This window comes from Actinomadura sp. K4S16, assembly GCF_008327685.1.
Taxonomy (GTDB): Bacteria; Actinomycetota; Actinomycetes; order Streptosporangiales; family Streptosporangiaceae; genus Spirillospora.
Window position 1 is genome coordinate 145,027 of the sequence record NZ_BDDE01000021.1, and the last position, 20,362, is coordinate 165,388.

The following is a 20,362-nucleotide window of genomic DNA, read 5'->3' on the forward strand; positions in this document are numbered from 1 at the left end:
GGCGGTGATTAGCACACCCACCGGCCCCGCCACCTCTCCGGCCGCCAGGTAAAGGTGCGGTGCCATGTTGTCAGGACGGGGGGTTGGCTTTGTGGCGGCCGTTGGGTTTCAGGGGTGGGACTATGCGGGGCGGGCGGGGGCCGGCGCCTCTGGGGAGGGCGTGGCGGGGCTTGGGGAGGCGTGCGGCGGAGGCCTCGGGTGGTGTTGGGGGCTCGGGCGGGTCTGCGTCGGGCTGCTCCGGCGTCTGCGCTTGCTCGCGGAGGTACTCCTCGAACTCCATCGAGTGGGCGGTCGGCAGGGTGATGATGCCCGGATTCGCGTCCACCAGGAGGGTGCGGCGGCCCGTGGCGCCCGAGTGGGTGAAGACCATGGCGGTCGGCGGGAGCTCCTGGAGTTGCGGGGGCTCGATGAGGAGTTCGCGGAAGCGCTGCTTGTCGGGACGGCGGCGGGCTGCGACCGTGCGGCCCCAGGCGGTCGCGGAGCTGATGCCCTCCACCAGGACGGAGTCGTCGGCGGCGGGGGCGGGCAGCGGCGACCAGACCGGGTCGGTTAGGCCGTCGCCGCGCGGGCGGGCGTAGGCGACCGTGCTGGCGTAGGTCTCCCCCGCGACGTCGAACAGGGTCTCGGCGGCCGAGTCGGTGATCTCGGCGACCAGCAGCGGCTGCCCGGCGCCGATGTGCTCGGCGGCGACCCGGGCGTCCTCGGGGTTGCCGAGCCGCATGAAACCCACGGCGGCGTGGCCTCGGCGGCCTAGGCGCTCGCGGACGTGGCCGGGAATCGACCGGTACATCAGGACGAGCCCGGTCCCGGTGGCCTCGCAGGCGTCAATGAGGCGGTCCAGGACGTCCCCGCGCAGCTTCTCAGCGCCGCACAGGAAGAGCGTGTGGTCCCAGCGGCCGCCGGGCGGGGCCTCCCGGATCCGGTGCGTGAGGGCGGTCGTCACGTAGGTGCCGAGGATGCGGTTGGTGAGGACGCCGGCGCGCCGGTCCATCGACACGACGTGGAGCCGGGAGGGTGGCAGCCGGACGGGTTCGGTGGCGAGCTTCTCCAGCTTGCGGAGCTGCGCTTCCAGGGCCCACGCGCGGCGGACAACGATGCGGTCGGTGGCGTCGCGTCCGAAGAGTGTCGCGATGCGCTCGTGCTGCTCGTCGGTGAGAAGGCCCTTGCGCAGGTCGTCGCGGGGGTCGCCGACCTGGGCGAGGACGCGCAGGGCGGCGGTGATCCGGGGGATCGTGGTGTCGGGGCCGAGGACCTCGATGAGCCGTTCCAGGATCGAGTTGTCGAACGACAGGTCGCGGGTGCCGCCCTCCTCCTCGCCCGCGCTGACGACCAGCGACAGCACGTCGGCGAGGGCCTCGGGGTTCAGGCCGCGGGTGGCGTCCAGTCGCGGCAGGTCGGCGGGCAGGACCCAGACGAGCGGGTCGTCGCCGCGGTCGGCCGCGAGCCGGAGGAGGTCGTGCGCGACCGCCCCTTCGGACAGGTCGATGACGGTCAGCCGCGCGCCCACCGCCAGCCTGGCCGCCCCCATCGTCGTGACCGCCGCGGACCAGCCGGCGAGCGTCCCGCCCACGATGTCCACCCGGTCGACGCCGGGAGGGACGGCCACCGGGTACCACTCGCGCTGGCTCTCGTACGCCGAGTGGCGGCGCTCCCACTCGGCCCGCTCCTTGGCGTAGGCCTTCTCGGCGGCGTCGCGGGCCCGGTCGCGTGCGGCCCGCTCGCGCGCCTCGGCGTCGCGCTCCTGGGCGAGCCGCTCGCGGACGCCCCGCTCGTCCCGCCACAGACCACCGCCGGTGATGGCGAGGACGACGCAGCACGCCAGCAACGCGACCCCGGCGAACGCCCACGGGATCACGCCGGTGATGCCGCACGCGATGAAGAGGACGACGAACACCAGCGTCCCGGCGAACGCGGTGCGCAGCGGCCGTCCGGCCATGTGCTCGCCGGGCCGCCGCGCGGGCGGCGGCAGCGGCGCCCTGGCCGGCTCGGCAGGCCGGTCCGGAGGCGGCCCCGGGTCGGGGTGCACCTGCGCGTAGCGCCAGCCCACATAGACGCGGTCGGCCTGTGTGAGCCGCGCCATCGCGGACCCGCTCGCCATGTCCGTCACGTCGAGAGACCCCTGGATTCGCGGGAATGGAGGGAACGCCTGGGGGTGGCCGGGTTGGGTTACTACGGTCGGTTTCTTACACAGCACAGGGTAAAGAGGTTCCCGCGTTCCCGCGCCTCGTTCAACGGAAGAGCCCCGCGGACGTCCCGCCATCCCGGTCAAACCGGTCACCAGGTCAGCCCGCAGGAAAGATCGGACAGATCCCCGCCCGCAGATGGCCGCATCCGGCCATGGTCAGCCGGCGGGGGGCGCCTTCACCGGCAGGAACGCCTCCAGCTCCATCGTGGGATGCGGGTATTTCCACTCCACGCCGTCGAACGGGACGTACATCCCCTCCGGCTGGCCTGCGAGGAAGTAGTTCCCGTCCCATTCGTTCGGGACGGTCACCGGAGCGTCGGGCGGAAAGTTCGCGCCGAGCGGCTCGTACTTGACGTCGACGCCGAACATCGCGTGGACGGCGGCGTCGACGAAGTTGAGATGCCTGATGTCACCGCGCAGGTGGGTCGCCTTGATCGCCAGGCTGTGGACGCGGTCGCGGACGAAGTACAGCGCGCTCAGGTCCCGGACGACCTGGTCGAAGCCATGCGCGCCGTCGTGGTGGACCAGCGCGCGCGTCTGCGGTTCGCCGCCGAGCACCCTCGCGACATAGGTCGGCAGGTCGCCGTGGAACATGCGGACGCGCGTCATGGCCCGCGGAAAGACGCGTCGCAGCCGCTCGTAGGTGAACCGCAGGTAGGCGTCGTTGACGTCGACGAGGTCGAGTTCGAGCCCCATCGGCTCCACGCAGCCGGCGAGGATGGCGGACGAGCCGCCCATGAAGACTCCGAGGTCGACCAGCCGGGTCAGTTCCCCATGGCAGCGCTCGACGCAGGAGAACAGGTCGTAGTAGTGGTAGGCGCTGCACTGGTCCTCGTAGGCGAGTTCCACGCTCCCGATCCGGGCGGCGGTGCGGTCGAAGACCGCGTTCCTGCCGGTGAGCTTCCCAAGATCGGCGCGATGCCCTCCCCGGATCGGCATGCGCAGGGCCTCATGGAGGTTCGCGACGTCCGCGAGCTCTGGGGCAGGTTCGAGGAAGGTCCCCCAGGTGGCCTGGTGCATTGCCACGGTCGAGACATAGTCCGTCATCGCCTGTTCCCTCTCCTGAAGTCTCGGGGTCCCAGGCCGCGGGACCCGTCCCGGTGGCGGTGGTCGTGGTCGGCTAGGCCGTCCCGCAGGCGGAGATCATCGCGGGCGGCCCGGGGGTGTCCTGCGGAGGCGGGAGGAGAGGGCTCGGCCGAGGTGCGACATCGCCTCGCTCAGTTCCGGGCCCGAGGCCGCGGTCCGCTCCGGCTCCTCCTGGCGTGCCCGCGCCTCCTGGCGCCGCGCCGCCAGTTCCCTGTTGGTGCGGTCGAGTTCGGACTCGAGTCGCGCGATCTCCTGCTGCTGGGCGTTGACGGTCTCGGTGAGCCGGCCGGCGTCCTCAAGGCGGGCCGTCGCCTCGTACTGCAGTTGCAGGACGCGGGTGTAGAGCGCGACGCGGTTGTTCTCCATCGCGGCGATCAGGCGGGAGGACGTGTAGGGCCGCACCGCCTCGAAGACGGCGTCCGCGCCGGGCGCGCCGGTCCTCGCGAGCACCCCGAACCCGAACACGGCCGGGACGATTTGGAACCGCCAGTCCCCGTTCCCGTCCAGCGCGTCCTCGACGGCGGTGAGGACGCCGTTGCGCGGCCCGCCCGCCTGCTCGGCCACGGTGTACGCGCCGTCGCCGACGAACCCGGCCGGGGTGAGCTCGTCATGCCACACCGTCGGGCCGTCCGTCGTGGCCGGGTGCGTGTCCTCCGGGGCGACCGGCGACGGCTGGTAGTAGAAGTCGCGGCGCCCGCACGGCCACAGCACGTCATTCAGGACGACCACGGCGTCCGGGGCGTTCGCCATGATCCAGGCGAGTTCGTCGCGGACGACCGCGTAGTTGTGGTCGCCGTCCAGGATGTAGAGGTCGGCCACCGGGAGGTCGGGCAGCACGGCCGGGGACAGCCCCTCGACGAGGTTCAGCCGGGGGTCGCCGTCCAGGACGGCGCGCAACTCGTCGCCGGGCGCGGGCTCGACGCAGTACACGGTCGCGCCGAGGTCGGCGTACAGCGAGCTGACCTGGCCCGACTCCACGCCCACCTCGACGACCGTGGAGACGCCGCGGCAGCGGAACACCGTCTCGAACAGCTCGCGGAAGACCGCCATCGAGTGCAGCAGCAGCGGCTGCTCGCGGGCGGCGCGGGCCTGCGCGTGCGGGTCGCCGGCGGACCCGGTCACGGCCGCGCCGAAGTCACGCGTCACCGAGCTTCCTCCTGGCCACTCGTCCGGCGCCGGCGGCGATGCCCTTCACGCCGGCGGTCCGGTACTCCTCGCGGACGCGTTCGGTGAGCCGCGCGGCGCGCGCCGCCCGCTCGGCCCTGCGGTCCACCGGCATCCGCGGCGCCATTCCGGTCATCGACTGCGGCAGCATCGCGAACGCGATCGTGATCTGCCCGGACGACACCGCCGGCACCCCGGCGCGGCGGGCGAGCGGGAGCCACACCGCCGCGTAGGAGGTGTCGAACTCCATCAGGTTGCCGCCGAGGTAGCGGCAGTCGGCGTAGTGCAGGCCGACGAAGTCCTCCGGCTTGTCCCAGCGCAGCACCTGCTCGCGGCGCCGCCCGCCGGCGATGACCTTGGCCTCGATCCAGTCGACCCGCACGATCGCGGGACGGCCGGGGATGGCGAGCGAGATGTCGACCGTGTCGTGGTGCTCGAACGACAGCCGGGAGAACGACAGCCCGTTGTGGTTGATCCGGACGCGGCGGCGGATGGGCTCGTGCCACCGGTCGTCCGCCGTCCGGAAGCGCAGGCGCGTCTCGGACTTCTCGCCGGACGGCTCGAACGCCTCCGCGTCGATGGCGCCGTCCGCGACGGCCCTCGCCATGGCGCCGAGCCCGGTGTCGGACGCGGCGATCAGCGCGGGCCAGAACGAGTCGCGCATGTGCAGGTCGCCGAGGTCGCCCGGAGAAAGGTACGGGACGGCCGCCCTGAGATCGGCGGGAAGCAGGGTGGTGACCAGCGAGGAGCCGAAGTTGTCCTCGTGGGTCCAGTTCCCGAAGACCGCGGCCTCGTCGGGGGTGGGCGACTCCAGCGCGGCCACCAGGATCCGCGCGAGCCGGTTCCGGGCCGCCTCCGGGCGGGCGAGGTCCGGCCACGTGCCGCCGGACGCCGTGACGTACCTGTTCCACAGGTGCTGGAACGCGAGGACGCCGTCCTGGACGGTGCGGCGCTCGGCGTTCTGCGACGGCGAGTCGGCCGCCCGGCCGAGGACCGGCGCACCGTCCTCGGTGTAGCCGATGAGGGAGCCGCACAGTGCGTTGACGCACTGCTCCACGATCTCTGGGCTGCGCGTGACGGTCGCCGCGACGTGGGCCGGGTGCCCCGCCTGCGCCAGGTAGCCCTCGGCGCGCAGGCCGGCCATGTAGACCCGCTCGGCCCGGGTGTCGGTGGCGAGGTACAGCCCGGCCGGCCTGACGTCGATGCGGGCGATCTCCAGGGCGCGGGCGAGCTGGCGCTGGATCGTGCCGCCCCAGCCGAGGTCGACCAGCGTCAGTTCGCCCGCCGCGAGCGCGTCGTCGTCGAGCGCCCCCGCGTCCCGCAGCGACTTGATCATGCGTTCGCGGGCGGCGGTGACGGTCACCGCGAGCCGGTTGCACAGGTGCGGCGTCTCGGTCAGCGCGCGGGCGACCCGTTCGGCGATGTCGCCGTTGTCGATGACGGTGTCCAGCTCGGTCGCGAGGCCCGGGACGTCGCCGGGCTGAAGCTCCAGCACCGACAGCGCCTGCCGGACGGTCAGCCGGTACCCGGTGCGGACGAAGGCGTGCACCGCGGCGGTGTCGTGGGGGTCGAGCCCGGCCAGCGAGGTCACGAACCGCGACAGCCACACCGGGGCGGCGCGCACGTCCCAGCCGCGCGCCTCGGCGGCCTCGTTGATCAGCCGGGACAGCAGCTCGCCCTCGCGCATCGAGCACCACAGCCGGCGGGTGCCGGCCTCGTGCGCCCGCCACGCCGCCCATTCGGCGAAGCCGGTCAGCACCGGGCCGAGGACGCCCGCGCCGTACCGCCACGCCACGTCCAGCGCGGAGGTGGTGAACGGGACGCCGGAGCGCACGGCCTTGGCGCGCAGGCTGGTGAGGCCGAGGTCGCCGTGCCGGTCGTCGAGGTCGGGGGCGTGGTCGCCGAACGGGAGGACGGACTCCTTCTCGCGTCTCAGCACGTCGAGGTAGGCGTCGTCGAGCCTGCGGTAGTGGACGGTGCGGATGCCGAGCCTGCCGGGCACCTCGTGGTCGGCGATCTCGTGGTCGCCGATGTGGACGATCTGCTCGGGGCCGCGGCCGAGCTCGCGCAGCACGATCTCCCAGAGGCCCGACGCCTTGTCGGTGCCGTGCTGGTTCGACCGGAAGACGCGCACGCCGTCCATCGGGCCCAGTTCCGGGCGGTCGAGGAGCCGGGAGAGGTGGTCCTCCGTGAAGTAGGTGTCGGAGACGAGCACGACCTGGAGGTCCTGCTTGCGCGCCGCCTTGACGACCTCGGCGACGTCCAGGTCCACCACGGTCAGCTCGCGCTCCAGAGCGACCTCGGCCTCGACCAGCTGCTCCAGGGGCGCGGCGCCGAGGACGCCGTCCGGCATGGCGCGCCAGATGTCGAACAGGGACACCTCGGTACCGAGCGCGTCGCGGCTGCGGCGGGCCGTGTCCTCGGCGGCGATCCGCATGCGGCGGAAGGTCGCGTCCGTCACCCAGGAGGGGCAGAGGCCCGCCTCCCGCATCCGGGAGCCGAGCAGCCCGAACACGTCGGTGGGACGGGGCACCCGCCGCCACAGCAGGGTGTCGAAGATGTCCAGGGACAGGACGGCGCACGCCCGGTCGGCGATGAGGCGGTGGACGTCGTCGAGCAGCGGGCTGCCGGTTTCGTGTTCGGTCAACGCCGTACCTCTCCCCTGGTCCTGCACCGGCGTGCGCGGCCCCCGGCCGCGGCTCGGGACACCCTATCCATCAAGATCCCCTCATCTCCCGGCATCGCCTGACGCGGCGGGCGTCCCGGCCGCCGCGGCGGCGCGGCGCGCGGCCCGGTCCTCGCGCACCAGCCGGCCGGCCTCCGCCGTCGGCCCGTCGAAGATCACCCGGCCCTGCCGCATGGTGACGCCGCGGTCGCAGAGCCCGACGAGCATCTTGATGTCGTGCGCGACGATGACCATGGTGCGGCCCTCGCCTCGCAGCTCGCGGATGCGGGCCAGGCACTTCTCCCGGAACGGCGGGTCGCCGACGGCCAGCACCTCGTCGATGAGGAACACGTCCGGCTCGGTGTGCGCCGCGATCGAGAAGGCCAGCCGCATGAACATGCCGGAGGAGTAGAACTTCACCTGGTCGTCCAGGAAGCGCTCGACGCCGGAGAACTCGACGATCGCGTCGAACTTCCGGGCGATCTCGGCCTGCGGCATGCCGAGGATCGCGCCGTTGAGGAAGACGTTCTCGCGGCCCGTCAGCTCGGGGTGCAGGCCGGCGCCCACGTCGATCAGCCCGGCGACGCGCCCGCGGACGAGCACCGACCCGCTGTCCGGCCGCATCACCCCGGAGATCAGCTTGAGCAGGGTGCTCTTGCCGGATCCGTTCAGTCCCATGAGCGCGACGGTCTCGCCCTGGCCGATGGTGAGGCTCACCTCGTCCAGCGCCCTGAAGCGGTCCGACAGGCGCTGCCCGCGCAGCGCGCGGACGCTCATCTCCTTGATCGAGCGCGCGTGCCGCAGCGTGAAGTTCTTCGTGACGCGGTCGATGACGATCGACGGCACCGGGGTCGGGTTCGAGGAGGTCAACGGCTACAGCTCCTGCGCGAAACGCGCCTGCATGCGGGAGAACGCCGCGTGCCCGGCGATGAACACCAGCACGCTGGCGGCCAGGGAGACACCGGCGTGGGCGTACAGGTGGGGCGGGAAGGCGAAGTCGCCGCGGGTCCCGGGGAACCAGAAGGCCCGCTGGAACAGGGAGACGGCGCTGACGAGCGGGTTGGCGAGGTAGAGGTCCAGCACCCAGCCGGGCGCGTGCTCCCGGACGTGGGTCCACGGATAGATCATCGGCACCGACCAGGTGATGGCGACCATGGAGATGTCCACGACCTGCTCCAGGTCGCGGAAGAACACGTTCACGGCCGCGCAGAACAGCCCGAGTCCGAAGCCGAGCACGACGATGATCGTGAACCCGTAGAGGGCCGCGCCCAGGTCCGCCGGGGACGGCCGCCACCCGGCGGCGACGGACCCGCCCAGCAGGATCATCAGCCCGGGCAGGAAGTGCACGAGCGAGACCAGCACCGACGCGGTCGGGAACAGCTCGCGCGGCAGGAACACCTTGTTGACGAGCGCGGCGTTGCCCGTCACCGAGCGGGTCGTCGAGTGCAGCGTCTCGGTGAACAGGTTGAGCAGGACCATGCCCGAGAACAGGTAGATCGGGAAGTCCTCGACCCGGTCGTCCATCCCCAGGAAGACGCCGATGACGTAGAAGTAGACCGCGAAGTGCACGGCCGGCCGCACGTAGGACCAGCCGAGGCCGAGCAGCGAGCCCTTGTAGCGGGCCCGGAGCTCCCGGCGTACGAGCAGTCGCAGCAGGTACTTCTCCCGGAAGGTCCGGCGCAGGCCTCCGTCGCCTCCGGGCGCCCGCATCCCGTCGACGGCGCGGACCGGCGCGACGGTCATCCGGCCGCTCCCCCGTCCGCGCCGTCCGCCGACTCGAAGGTCGCCCGCCAGGCCTCGGGGGACGCGATCTCGGCCATCGCGGCCCGGTAGCGGCGGCTCAGCTCCGGCCACTCGCGGCCGAGCCGGGCGTGCAGCAGCGAGGTGCGCCGCAGCAGCGCGCGGAAACGCTCCGGGTCGCGCTGGTACCAGGCCACCCTGGTGCCGTCCGCCGAGGAGACGAGGGCGCTGTCGACCTGCGACAGCAGGCTCCAGTGCCGGTCGATGTGCGGGACGACGACCTGCGGGTTGCCGTGCGAGCCGGGGTCGACCGGACGGAGCTGCTTGACGGTGCCGAGCATCGCGCTCGCGAGCACGTTCACCGTGCCGCGCGGCGGCTTGAACTCGCGCCCGCGCTTCGGCGGCCTGGCGCGCCGTACCTGCGGGAACTCCTCGTGGCTTGGGCGGTTCTGGGCGTCGGGGAAAGCGGCGCGGAACGCCAGGATCTCGGGCAGCTTCGAGGCGATCTCCGCGTGCATGTGCTCCGGCCCGCGCAGCACGTCCTCGATCGCCGACAGCATCAGCTCGGCGGTGGAGTACTGCATGGCGAGCGCGTGCTTCACCGAGATGATGAAGCTCTCCTTGAGCAGGTTGCCGCCGCGCTCGTACGGCGAGTGCATGAGGGCGGTGACCAGGCGGTTGCGCTCGTGGAAGTACGCCTGCCAGTCGATGCCGTCGTCCTTGTCCTGCCAGGGGACGTGCCAGGCGGCCATGCCCGGCAGCGTCACGGTGGGGAAGCCCGCCTCGCCGGCGCGGACGCAGTACTCGGCGTCGTCCCACTTGATGAACATCGGCATGGACAGCCCGATCTTCCGGACGACATCGGTGGGGAGGAGGCACATCCACCAGCCGTTGTAGTCGACGTCGACGCGCCGGTGCAGCCATTTCGTCTTGAGCAGGCTGCCCGAGCTGGTCTTCGCGCGGGGTCTCGGGTCCGGCGGCTTGGCGAAGTCGTGCTCGCGCTTGGTGTGCGGGGCCTCCTCCCACCACCAGCGGTACCGCCCGATGGTCTCGCCGTAGGCGTGCAGCTGCGAGCGGACGAACAGGTTGAACATATGGCCGCCGACGATCGTCGGCGTGCGGGCGAAGTCGGCGAACGCGACGGCGCGCAGAACGCCCTCGGTCTCGGTGACCACGTCGTCGTCGAGGAGGAGGACGTAGTCGCTGGTCCCGGCCCTGACGGTCTCGTCCATGGCGCGGGAGAAGCCGCCGGAGCCGCCGAGGTTGCCCTGCTCGATGACGTGCAGCTTCGGACCGAGGACCGCCGCGGCGCGCTCGAACCCCTCGTCGTCGCGGACGCGCTGAGTCCCCTGGTCGACGACGTACACGGCGTCCACCACCTCCAGCGCCTCGGCGGCGCCGCCGAGCGCGACGAGCTGGTCGACGCAGAAGCCCGGCCGGTTGAACGTGGTGATGCCGAGGCTGACCCGGCCCTGCCGGACGGGCCCGGTGGCGCTCGTGTCGGCGCACCAGTCGGCCCGCTCCAGGACGGCGTTGCGCTCCCCGGCGAGCACGTCCATCCAATACCAGCCGCCGTCGATGAACGGGCGCAGCGTCAGCCGGAACGTCTCCTCGCACGAGGTCTCGGAGTCGACGCGGACCGAGTCGACGCGCTGGACGTGGCCCTTCGCGCTGGACCGGTAGACGATGACGGTGGCCTGGCCGCGCACCCGGATCCGCAGCACGACCTCCTCCACCGACGTCCAGCGCCGCCAGTAGCTCGCCGGGAAGGCGTTGAAGTAGGTCGCGAACGAGACCCGCCGCCCGACCGGGACGACCACGCTGCGGCGGCCGACGTCCTCTGCCCCCTCCGCCGGGATCCCGGGCTCGGCGGCGGCCTCGGCGGCGAGGGCCTCGGCGCCGCGGGCGATCTCGCCCTCGACGTACAGCTTGAGGACGTCCAGGTCGCGGTCGACCGGCATCACGACCCGCTGCAGGACCCGCAGGTCGGGGACGGCGCCGCTCCCGCCGGACGGCTCGGCATGTTCGGTCACTCGGCCACACCTCCGCTAGTAAGACGCGAACCCTCGCCGAAATGGGGACGCAGCCTGTTGTCGACCATGCTGAGCGCGCTGGCGATTGCCATGTGCATGTCGAGGTACTTGTAGGTGCCGAGCCGCCCGCCGAAGAGGACGCCGTCCTCGCGCTTGGCGAGCTCGCGGTAGGCGAGCAGCCGGGCCCGGTCGGCGGCGGTGTTGACGGGGTAGTACGGCTCGTCGCCGCGCGCGGCGGCCCGCGAGTACTCCCGCATGATCACCGTCCGGTCGGACGGGTAGTCCGCGCGCTCGGGGTGGAAGTGCCGGAACTCGTGGATCCGGGTGTAGGGGACGTCCTCGTCGGCGTAGTTCATGACCGGGGTCCCCTGGAAGTCGCCGGTCGGCACGACCTCCGTCTCGAAGTCCAGCGTCCGCCAGCCGAGCTCGCCCTCGGCGTGGTCGAAGTAGCGGTCCAGCGGACCGGTGTAGACGACGGGCACGTTGCCGACGACGTCGTCCCGCAGGTCGAAGAAGTCGGTGTTCAGCCGGACCTCGATGCGCGGGTGGTCGGCCATCCGCTCCAGCCAGGCGGTGTAGCCGTCGACCGGGAGGCCTTCGTGGGCGTCGTCGAAGTACCGGTTGTCGAAGGTGTAGCGCACCGGCAGCCGGGTGATGATCTCCGCGGGCAGGTCGCGGGGGTCGGTCCGCCACTGCTTGGCGGTGTAGCCGCGGATGAACGCCTCGTACAGCGGACGCCCGATCAGCGAGATCGCCTGCTCCTCCAGGTTGGCCGGACGGCGCACCTCGGCGGCCTGCTCGGCGATCAGCGCGCGCGCCTCGTCCGGCGTGAAGACCCGGCCGAAGAACTCGCAGATCGTGCCGAGATTGATCGGCATCGAGTAGACCCGGCCCTTGTAGGTCGAGTACACGCGGTGCCGGTAGCCGGTGAAGGAGGTGAACCGGTTCGCGTACTCCCACACCCGCTCGTTGGAGGTGTGGAAGAGGTGCGCGCCGTAGCGGTGCACCTCGATGCCGGTTTCCGGCTCCGCCTCGCTGTAGGCGTTCCCTCCGATGTGGTCGCGGCGATCGAGCACGAGGACGCGGAGGCCGAGCCCGGCCGCGCATCGTTCGGCGACCGTGAGACCGAAGAATCCGGAACCGGCCACCACGAGATCAACGTTCACTGGACTGTGTCCATCCGGGGGTGTCCATCCGACTCGTGCGGGGAGCGAAGGGACCAGGCCGCACCGGGGCGGCGGCCGGATCCGTGTGTACGGAATGCGGCTAAGATACCCGGGGTTCGATCAGTACCGGCGCAGGAAGCCGAGGATCGCGGTGCCCCCACCCACTCCCGGTAGTGCGGCGCACAGTGCGCGCCCTGCGCTCTACCTGCACGTCGGGGCGGCCAAGAGCGGCACGACGTTCCTGCAGCAGGTGCTCTGGCACAACCGCGACCGGCTGCGCGAGCACGGCGTCCTCTTCCCGGGCCGCGACGTGGCCTCGCACGCCCGCGCCGCGTTCGACCTGCGGCAGACGTTCTTCCGCGACGCGTCCGACCCCGCGATGCGCGGAGCGTGGCCCGAACTGGTCGCCGAGGCCCGCGCGTGGCGCGGCACCGTCATCCTCTCGCAGGAGCTGTTCGCCCCCGCCCCGCCGCACCAGATCCGGCAGGCCATGGCCGACCTCGGTTTCGCCGATGTCCATGTGGTCTTCACCGTGCGCGACCTCGGCCGGCAGATCCCCGCCCACTGGCAGGAGGACGTCAAGAACCGCTTCACGACCTCGTTCGACGAGTTCGTGGCCGCGCTGCGGCGGCGGGACTGGCAGGACTACGAGAGCGCCCGGCTGTTCTGGGGGCTGCAGGATCCGGTCGAGGTGCTCGCACGCTGGGGCGAGAGCCTGCCGCCGGAGCGGGTCCATGTCATCACCCTGCCCCGGCCAGGCGCGCCGCGCGACCTGCTCTGGCGGCGCTTCTGCGCGGTGACCGGCCTCGGGGCGGAGGACTACGACCTGTCCCGGACGTTCGCCAACCCGTCGCTCGGGCTGAGCGAGACGCAGTTCCTGCTGCGCCTCAACGAGGCCCTCGGCGACCATGTCGGCTGGCCCGTCTACAACGCGCACGTGAAGCACTTCCTCGCGCAGCAGGTCCTGGCCGGGCGGCCGCATCCGGCCAGGATCGAGCTGCCCCGCGAACACGTCCCCTGGGCGACGGAACGGGCGGTCGAGACCGTCGAAGCACTGCGCGCGGCGGGTTACCACGTGGTGGGCGACCTGTACGAGCTGATGCCTTCGGCGGCGGCCGGCCCCGCGCTCGGGACCGCGCCCGCGCCGCCGCCCGACGAGGCGCGTTGGGCGGAGATGGCGGACGTGGGCGTCGACGCGGTCGCGGCGCTGCTGCTCCGCGTCCGCGAGACCGGCGACCGGGCCGCCGCGGTGCCCGGCGCAGGAACCGCCGTCCGCGACCGGATCGACATGCTGCGCGCGGAGTCGGCCGACCTGCTGGAGACGACGGGCCGGCTCGTCCAGGACACCGTTCCGCTCGTCGAGCGGGCCAAGCGGACGGCTCGGGAGCGCTACCAGGCGGCCGTCCGGCTTCGCAGCGCCTACCGCAGGATCCAGGGCGGGACGGACCGGTCCGGCGCGAAGACGAGAACGAGGTGAGCACCCGCATGGGGGACCCTGGAAAGTCCGTATACCTGCATGTCGGGGCGCCGGTGGCCGAGGCGGAGTTCCTGCACCGGGTGCTGTGGGGCAACCGGCGGCGGTTGGGCGACGCCGGTGTCTGCTACCCGGTCGCCGAGCCGCAGGAGAACTTCGCGGCCGTGATGGACCTGCGCGAGACGAGCTGGGGCGGCCACCGCGACCCGAACTGGGAGGGCGCGTGGGACCGCGTCGCGCAGCGTGCCCGCGAGTGGGACGGCCCCGCGGTCGCCTTCTCCCAGCCGCTGCTGGGCGGGGCGACCGAACAGCAGGTCAAGCGGGCGGTGGAGGCGCTGGAGCCGGCCGAGGTGCACGTCGTGTTCGCCACCCGCGACCTCGGCCGGCAGCTGATCCTCGACTGGCAGGAGCAGATCCGGCACGCGCACACCATCACGTTCGAGCGCTTCGTCGACGACCTCGTCGAGCTCGGCCTCGAAGCGCCGGAGCCCTACGGGGAGATGTTCTGGGGCCTGCACGACCCGGTGCGGGTGCTGCGGACCTGGGGCTCCGCGGTGCCGGCGGAACGCGTCCACGTCCTCACGCTGCCACCGCCCGGCGGCCGGGCCGCCGTGATGTGGGACCGGTTCCGGGGCCTGATCGGCGTCGAGGACGGCGTGTGCGACCTCGGCGGGATCCACGGGGACGAGCCGATGTCGGCGGTCGAGGCGGAGCTGCTCCGCCGCCTGAACGAGAGGCTCGGCCCGGCGCTGGGCGGCGACTACGAGCCCATGGTGCGGGAGTACCTCCTCGGGCACGGACCCACCGGCGGGTCCGGCGGCGGCCGGACCCGGATGGGGCTGCCCGCGCGGCACGCCGAGTGGGCGGCCCGGCGGACCCGCGAGCTGGCCGAGTCGCTGCGCGCGTCGGGCTACGACGTGGTCGGCGACCTGGACGAGCTGACGACGTCCAGGGCACCGGAGGCCGCGATGCTTCCCGGCGACGTCCCCGACGAACTGATCGCGACCGCGTCCGTCGGGGTGGTCGTGCATCTGCTGGAGGATCTGGCGCTGGCGCGCGAACGCGTCGGGCTCGCCCACCTGCAAAGCGAGATGACGGGCGTCCGCGAGAACCTGGAGCGGCTCATGGAGATCGCCGCCTCGCCGCCGCCGGCGCTGCAGCGCGCCGCCCGGCGGGCAGCGGGCAGGCGCAGCCCGTGAGCCGCGGCCCGCGGCCTCAAGGCCGACCGTCCGTCACCGCGGTCGTCGTCACCTACAACCGGCGCGGCCTCCTCCACGAGGCCCTGGCCGCGCTCGACGCCCAGACGCGCCCACCGGACCGGATCACCGTGGTCGACAACGCGTCCGCCGACGGCACCGCCGCGATGGTCGCCGAACTGTTCCCCGGCGTGGACCTGCTCGCCCTCCCCCGCAACATCGGCGGAGCCGGCGGCTTCAGCGCGGGCATGGCCCGGGCGCTGGACGGCGGCGCCGACCTGCTCTGGCTGCTGGACGACGACACCGTGCCCGAGCCGGAGGCCCTCGCGGCCTTGCTGGACGCGCGGACGAGAGCCTCGACCGGGGAGGACGGGGCGCCCGCGCTCGTGGCGAGCAAGGTCGTGTGGACCGACGGCCGAGACCATCCGATGAACACCCCCCGCCCCAAGCCGCGGGCGACGGCCGCCGAGTCGCGGATCGCGCGCGCGGCGGGCTGTGTGCCGATCCGGTCGGCGTCCTTCGTGTCCGCGCTCGTGGACGCGGCGGCGGTGCGCGAACGCGGGCTGCCGGTCGCCGACTACTTCCTCTGGAACGACGACTTCGAGTTCACGACGCGGCTGCTGCGCGGGCGCCGCGGGCTCCTCTGCCCGGCCAGCGTCGTGGTGCACAAGACCCGGGAGTTCGGCGGGACGGAGGCGGACCCGGGCGACCGCTTCTTCTACGAGGTGCGCAACAAGATCTGGCTGTTCACCGGGAGCCGCGGGCTCGCGCCGCCGGAACGCGCCCTGTACGCGGGGTCGACGGTCCGGCGCTGGGCCCGCACGTTCGCCGGATCCTCCGACCGCGCCGTGCTGCGCCGCGCCCTGGTCCGCGGTGTCAGGGACGGCCTGTTCACCCGCCCGAGGCCGACCGAAGTGATCCTGCGAGAGAACGGAGTCCTCCAGGAGACCGGGACCCGGGGGGACGGCGGGGCCGGGTCGCCTCCCGGCGGTCGAGTTCATGGTCGCGACGGCTGACCCGCCACGGGACGCCACGGCCCGGGGCGCGCGGTGGCTCGCCGGGCCGACGACCCCGCTCGCCTGCGCGGCGTTAACGCTCGCCGTGTCGCTCGTCGGCATCCGCACCCCTTCGCTGTGGCTCGACGAGGCCGCCACGATCAGCATGACGACGCGGTCGTACGGCGACATGCTGCGCGTCTTCCCGCATCTGGACCTCGTCCACGCCCTCTACTACCTGCTCATGAAGCCGTGGGTGGCCGTGTTCGGGACGGGCGCGCTCTCGCTGCGGCTGCCGAGCGTCCTCGCCATGGCGGCGGCCGCCGCGGGTGTGGCCGTCGTCGGCCGCCGCTGCCTCGGGCCGACGGCCGGGCTCGCGGCCGGGCTGGTGTGGGCCGTCGCCCCGCAGACGAGCCGGTGGGCACAGGAGGCGCGCTCCTATGCGATGACCGCGGCGGTCGCGGTGCTCGCGACGTACCTGCTCGTGCGGGCTCTGGACCGGGACGAGCGGCGTCCGTGGCGATGGTTCGCGGCCTACTCCCCCGCGGTCGCGTTGCTGGGACTCCTCCATCTGCACGGGATCCTGCTGCTCGCGGCGCACGGCATGACCCTTCTGGTGACCCGTCCCAAGGCCGGGGCATGGCTGCGCTGGCTGGTGTCCGCGGCGGCGGCCGCGACTCCGCCCGTGGTGCTGGCGCTCGCGGCGCAGGACCAGAAAAGCCAGGTGAAGTGGCTCCCCCGCCCCTCGTGGGACGTCGCGTGGACGCAACTCCAGTTCCTGGCCGGCGACCGGGCGCTCGTCGCGCCCGTCGTGGCGCTCGCGCTGCTCGGCGTGGTCGCGAGCGTGCGGGGTCGCGCCTCGCTTCCCCACCGCACGGCCACGCTGCCCGCCGTCGCGCTCCCATGGGCCGTCGTCCCGACCGCCCTGCTGCTCCTCGCCTCCGGCCTCGGTGATCCGGTCTTCTACTACCGGTACACGACCTACTGCCTGCCCTCGGTGGCGCTGCTCGCCGGCGCCGGTCTGGCCGGGATCCCCGCCTTTGTGCGCCACCCCGCCGCCCGCGCCACGCTGGTGGTCGCGGCAGCGGCCGCACTCGTCGGCCCGTCCATCCGGGTCCACGACTACATCCGCCGCCAGGACAGCCGTCCCGACGACATGCTCGCGGCGGCCGATGCCGTCCGGGCCCATGCCCGGCCCGGGGACGCCGTCGTCTACCTGGCGGGGAGCGTGCGATGGAGCGCCGCCGCCTATCCGGACGTCTTCGGCAGGCTCCGCGACCTCGGCATGAGGACGGATCCGGTGGCCGACGCCAGCCTCAAGGGGCGTGACCTGCTCCCCCGCGAGCTGCCGCCGAGGCTCGCCCGGGTCGACCGGGTGTGGCTGATGGACCACCGGTCGCTCCAGCCGCACAAACCGGTCATCGTGCGGCGGGAGGGGGCCGTATGGTCCGCCGGGCCCTGGCGGCAGGCCGGAATCTGGACCTACCGGGGCGGCCGGCTCGTCCTGCTGGAGCGGACGGGCCCCTACCGCAGCTCCAGGTAGTCGATCTGCCCCTGACCGTCCAGGCGCCGCAGCCCGATCGTGTTCCAGCCCGCGGCCAGCTCCACCGTCGCCGTGACGGACCCCCAGCCGGCGCCCTCCGTGGCACGCAGCCGCACGGACGTCGCGGCGTAGCCGTTCACCGACACCTCCAGGTCGGAGTCGCGGCCGGAGCGGTTGGCGTACCGGACGCCCACCGCGTACCGGCCCGCGGCGGGCGCGAACACGGGCACCTCGGCGCGGCAGTCGTCGCGGGCGAACGGGCCGATCGCCGACCCGCCGGACGCGTTGGGCCGCGCCAGCGCCGAGACGCAGCCGTTCAGCCGTCCCCGCTCCGCCTCGTACCGGACGGGAACGCCCTGGACGGCGGGCCTCGCGCCGTCCCAGCCGAGCCGGGCGACGTACATGCCCCGGACCAGGCCGGAGCCGCCCCGGGAGTCGAGGATCCCGTGGAAGACGAGGTAGTCACCGGTCTCGTCGCCGAACACGTCCGCGCCGCCCGGCCCCTCGACCTTCCCGCCGTACAGCCCGGTGGACTGCACGGGACCGCCCTTGGCGTACGGTCCCTCGATCGAGGACGCCACGGCGTAGCGCGTCTGGTAGTTCGGCTTGAAGTACCAGCCCGCCGAGTACAGCAGCACGTACTTCCCGCCCCGCCGGACCAGGTCGGGCGCCTCCACCAGGACGGGCTCGTCCGCCGCGCGCCCCATGATCTGCTTCGGCGCGCCGGCCAGGCGCAGTCCGTCCGGGCTCAGCCTGACCAGGTAGATCGCCGCCGTCTTCCGCTCCTCGCTCTTGTAGAGCAGATAGCGGGCGCCGTCCTGCTCGATGTAGGACGCCGGGTCGATCGCACCGCCGAGTTCCAACGGGCAGACGAGCGGTCCGCCCTCCTGCGGGACGAACGGGCCCGCGGGCGCGGACGCGGTCGCGACACCGATGCACTGGTGGTCGCCGTCCTTGCGGCGCGCGGAGAAGTACAGGACGTACGAACGCGACCCGTCGCGCGGCGGGACGACCTCCGGTGCCCAGGTCCGGCCTCCGGTGGCCCATGCCGGAAGCCGGGCCAGAGCGTCGCCGGGCACCGGCCTCCACGGGCCGGTCGGTGACTGGGCCGTCGCGACGGGCACCGTCGCGTCCCCGTTGTTGGTGCCGTAGGCGAAGTACGTCCCCGCCACCTTGATCATGGTCGGGTCGGCGAACGGACCGTCGATCACCGGTTCGGCGGGCGCGTAGCCGGGCGGGTCGATCGCCGCCGGAGAGCCGGCCGGACTCGGCGGTGGAGCGCCCTCCGGCGCGTCGGCGCCGCCCCGGCCGGACCCGCCCGGCGGGCGGACGCCGGGTCCGCCCGAGACCGGGACCACGGACACGGCCAGCCAGACGACCAGCCCGACCAGGGCGCTGATCGCGGCCCCCGCGACCAGCGGCAGCAGCGGTGCGAGCGCCCGCGGATCACGGTTCGTCCACCTCATGGCACCCCGCATCATGCCAACAATCGCGGCCGGACGCCCAACGGCCCTCGAATGTGCGAACGGCGTCCGGATCGTTACGCTTGCCCCGCGATCCCGTCACGGACAGAGCACGTTCACCGCGGACGGGACGCTCGGCACGGAGGAGGCACGGACGTTGATCCGGCATCGGCGGCTCGCGGTCGTGCTGTGCCTGATCGCCGCCTTCGGGCTGAGCGGCTGCCTCCCCCAGCAGGCCGAACGTTCCACACCGAAGCAGACGAAGGCCCCGAAGCGCCCGAACATCGTCTTCGTGCTCACCGACGACCTGTCATGGAACCTCGTCGCGCACATGCCGCAGGTGCTGCGGATGCAGCGGGAGGGGCTCACCTTCGACAACTTCATCATGGCGGACTCGCTCTGCTGCACCTCCCGCGCCACGATCTTCACCGGCCGGTACCCGCACAACACCGGGGTCCGCACGAACTTCCCGCCCGACGGCGGCTACCAGGTCTTCAAGGACAAGGGCGGCGAGCAGGCGTCGTTCGCCCCGTCCCTGCAGAAGGCCGGCTACCGGACGGCGCTGCTCGGCAAGTACATGAACGGCTACCAGCCCAACGACACCCAGGGCGACACGAAGCCGTACGTCCCGCCGGGCTGGAACGAGTGGCACGTCACCGGCAACGGCTATCCCGAGTACGACTACAACATGAACGAGAACGGCCGCCTCGTCCATTACGGCGCCCGGCCGCAGGACTACCTGACCGACGTGCTGGCGAACAAGGGCGTCGAGTTCGTCCAGCGGTCCGGAAAGTCCGGGCAGCCGTTCTTCATCGAGATCTCGACGTTCGCGCCGCACGGGCCGTTCGTGCCCGCTCCGCGCCACGCCTCGCTGTTCGGCCACCTGACCGCTCCCCGGCCGCCGTCGTTCAACGAGGCCGACGTCCGCGACAAGCCGTCCTGGCTGCGGTCGCACCCGAGGCTGCGCAAGCCCGGGATCGGCCGCATCGACGAGGGCTTCCGCAACCGGGTCAGGATGGTGCAGTCGGTCGACGAGATGATCGGCCGGATCCGGACGGCGCTGAAGGAGCGCGGCCTCGACCGCGACACCTACCTGGTGTTCGGCTCCGACAACGGCTTCCACCTGGGCGAGCACCGGCTGGCCGGCGGGAAGATGACCGCCTTCGACACCGACATCCGGGTGCCCTACGTCGTCGTCGGACCCGCGGTCCCCGGCGGGCGCCGGGTCCGCGAGATCGCGCAGAACACCGACCTGGCCCCCACGTTCCAGGAACTGGCCGGCGTGCGCCCGCCGGCGACGGCCGACGGCCGGTCGCTCGCCCCCTTCCTGCGCGGCGCCACCCCCGCGGACTGGCGCGAATCCGCGCTGGTCGAGCACGTCAAGCCGCCGCCCTCCCCGCTGGATCCCGACCGGCAGGACTCCGCGCCCGGCGCGCCGACCACCTACAACGCGATCCGCACCGAGGACATGCTGTACGTGGAGTACACCGGCGGGGAGACCGAGTACTACGACCGGACCCGCGACCCGCACGAGTTGAACAACACCGCCGGCGGGCTGCCGGAGCAGCGGCGCCGGCACCTTTCCGACCTCCTTTACGCGCTGACCCACTGCGCGGGCGCCGGCTGCGCCCCCGCAGGCCGGAGCCGGTGAC

General features: G+C 72.8%; 14 protein-coding genes. 5 read left to right on the top strand and 9 right to left on the bottom strand.

The genetic code is table 11. The features are described from left to right. Positions 1–70: 70 nt before the first annotated feature. From K4S16_RS33460 to glf, 8 genes are all read right to left on the bottom strand, one after another. Positions 71–2,098, bottom strand: a complete 2,028-nt coding sequence (locus K4S16_RS33460) for a hypothetical protein (protein WP_149263069.1) — start codon at positions 2,096–2,098, stop codon at positions 71–73. 243 nt (positions 2,099–2,341) lie between these two features. Further along, the gene (locus tag K4S16_RS33465; protein WP_149263070.1) at positions 2,342–3,232 is read right to left on the bottom strand and encodes a class I SAM-dependent methyltransferase; all 891 of its coding nucleotides are present in this window, start codon (positions 3,230–3,232) and stop codon (positions 2,342–2,344) included. A gap of 96 nt (positions 3,233–3,328) precedes the next feature. Beyond that, positions 3,329–4,417: a class I SAM-dependent methyltransferase gene (locus K4S16_RS33470; RefSeq protein ID WP_200842266.1), complete on the bottom strand. Its 1,089-nt coding sequence runs from the start codon at positions 4,415–4,417 to the stop codon at positions 3,329–3,331. Continuing rightward, the gene (locus K4S16_RS33475; protein ID WP_149263071.1) at positions 4,407–7,082 is read right to left on the bottom strand and encodes an HAD family hydrolase; all 2,676 of its coding nucleotides are present in this window, start codon (positions 7,080–7,082) and stop codon (positions 4,407–4,409) included. The genes K4S16_RS33470 and K4S16_RS33475 overlap by 11 nt, the downstream gene beginning before the upstream one ends. 81 nt (positions 7,083–7,163) lie before the next feature. Then, entirely contained in the window at positions 7,164–7,970 is an 807-nt protein-coding gene (locus tag K4S16_RS33480) for an ABC transporter ATP-binding protein (protein WP_235037231.1), read from the bottom strand. 3 nt (positions 7,971–7,973) lie between these two features. Then, positions 7,974–8,843 (bottom strand): ABC transporter permease, encoded by an 870-nt coding sequence (locus K4S16_RS33485; RefSeq protein WP_149263072.1) that lies wholly within the window; start codon positions 8,841–8,843, stop codon positions 7,974–7,976. Beyond that, positions 8,840–10,873 (bottom strand): glycosyltransferase, encoded by a 2,034-nt coding sequence (locus K4S16_RS33490; RefSeq protein ID WP_235037232.1) that lies wholly within the window; start codon positions 10,871–10,873, stop codon positions 8,840–8,842. Before K4S16_RS33490 ends, K4S16_RS33485 begins: the two co-directional genes overlap by 4 nt. Then, complete coding sequence (gene glf / locus K4S16_RS33495) at positions 10,870–12,039, bottom strand: UDP-galactopyranose mutase (protein ID WP_149263073.1); 1,170 nt, start codon at positions 12,037–12,039, stop codon at positions 10,870–10,872. Before glf ends, K4S16_RS33490 begins: the two co-directional genes overlap by 4 nt. Positions 12,040–12,190: 151 nt before the next feature. Between glf and K4S16_RS33500 the strand changes: the two genes are divergently transcribed. The 4 genes from K4S16_RS33500 to K4S16_RS33515 are packed head-to-tail and all read left to right on the top strand — an operon-like array spanning position 12,191 to position 17,247. Further along, positions 12,191–13,516, top strand: a complete 1,326-nt coding sequence (locus K4S16_RS33500) for a hypothetical protein (RefSeq protein ID WP_149263074.1) — start codon at positions 12,191–12,193, stop codon at positions 13,514–13,516. 8 nt (positions 13,517–13,524) lie between these two features. Next, complete coding sequence (locus K4S16_RS33505; protein WP_149263075.1) at positions 13,525–14,712, top strand: hypothetical protein; 1,188 nt, start codon at positions 13,525–13,527, stop codon at positions 14,710–14,712. Then, the gene (locus K4S16_RS33510; protein WP_149263076.1) at positions 14,709–15,725 is read left to right on the top strand and encodes a glycosyltransferase; all 1,017 of its coding nucleotides are present in this window, start codon (positions 14,709–14,711) and stop codon (positions 15,723–15,725) included. The genes K4S16_RS33505 and K4S16_RS33510 overlap by 4 nt, the downstream gene beginning before the upstream one ends. Continuing rightward, on the top strand, positions 15,709–17,247 hold the full coding sequence (locus K4S16_RS33515) for a glycosyltransferase family 39 protein (protein ID WP_149263077.1): 1,539 nt from the start codon (positions 15,709–15,711) through the stop codon (positions 17,245–17,247). Before K4S16_RS33510 ends, K4S16_RS33515 begins: the two co-directional genes overlap by 17 nt. Here the strand turns inward: K4S16_RS33515 and K4S16_RS33520 are convergent. Next, the gene (locus K4S16_RS33520; RefSeq protein WP_149263078.1) at positions 17,229–18,713 is read right to left on the bottom strand and encodes a family 43 glycosylhydrolase; all 1,485 of its coding nucleotides are present in this window, start codon (positions 18,711–18,713) and stop codon (positions 17,229–17,231) included. The two genes, K4S16_RS33515 and K4S16_RS33520, sit on opposite strands and share 19 nt — an antisense overlap. Positions 18,714–18,867: 154 nt before the next feature. On the opposite strand from K4S16_RS33520, the gene K4S16_RS33525 reads away from it, so the two are divergent. Beyond that, positions 18,868–20,361, top strand: a complete 1,494-nt coding sequence (locus tag K4S16_RS33525; protein ID WP_160161115.1) for a sulfatase — start codon at positions 18,868–18,870, stop codon at positions 20,359–20,361. Position 20,362 lies beyond the last annotated feature (1 nt).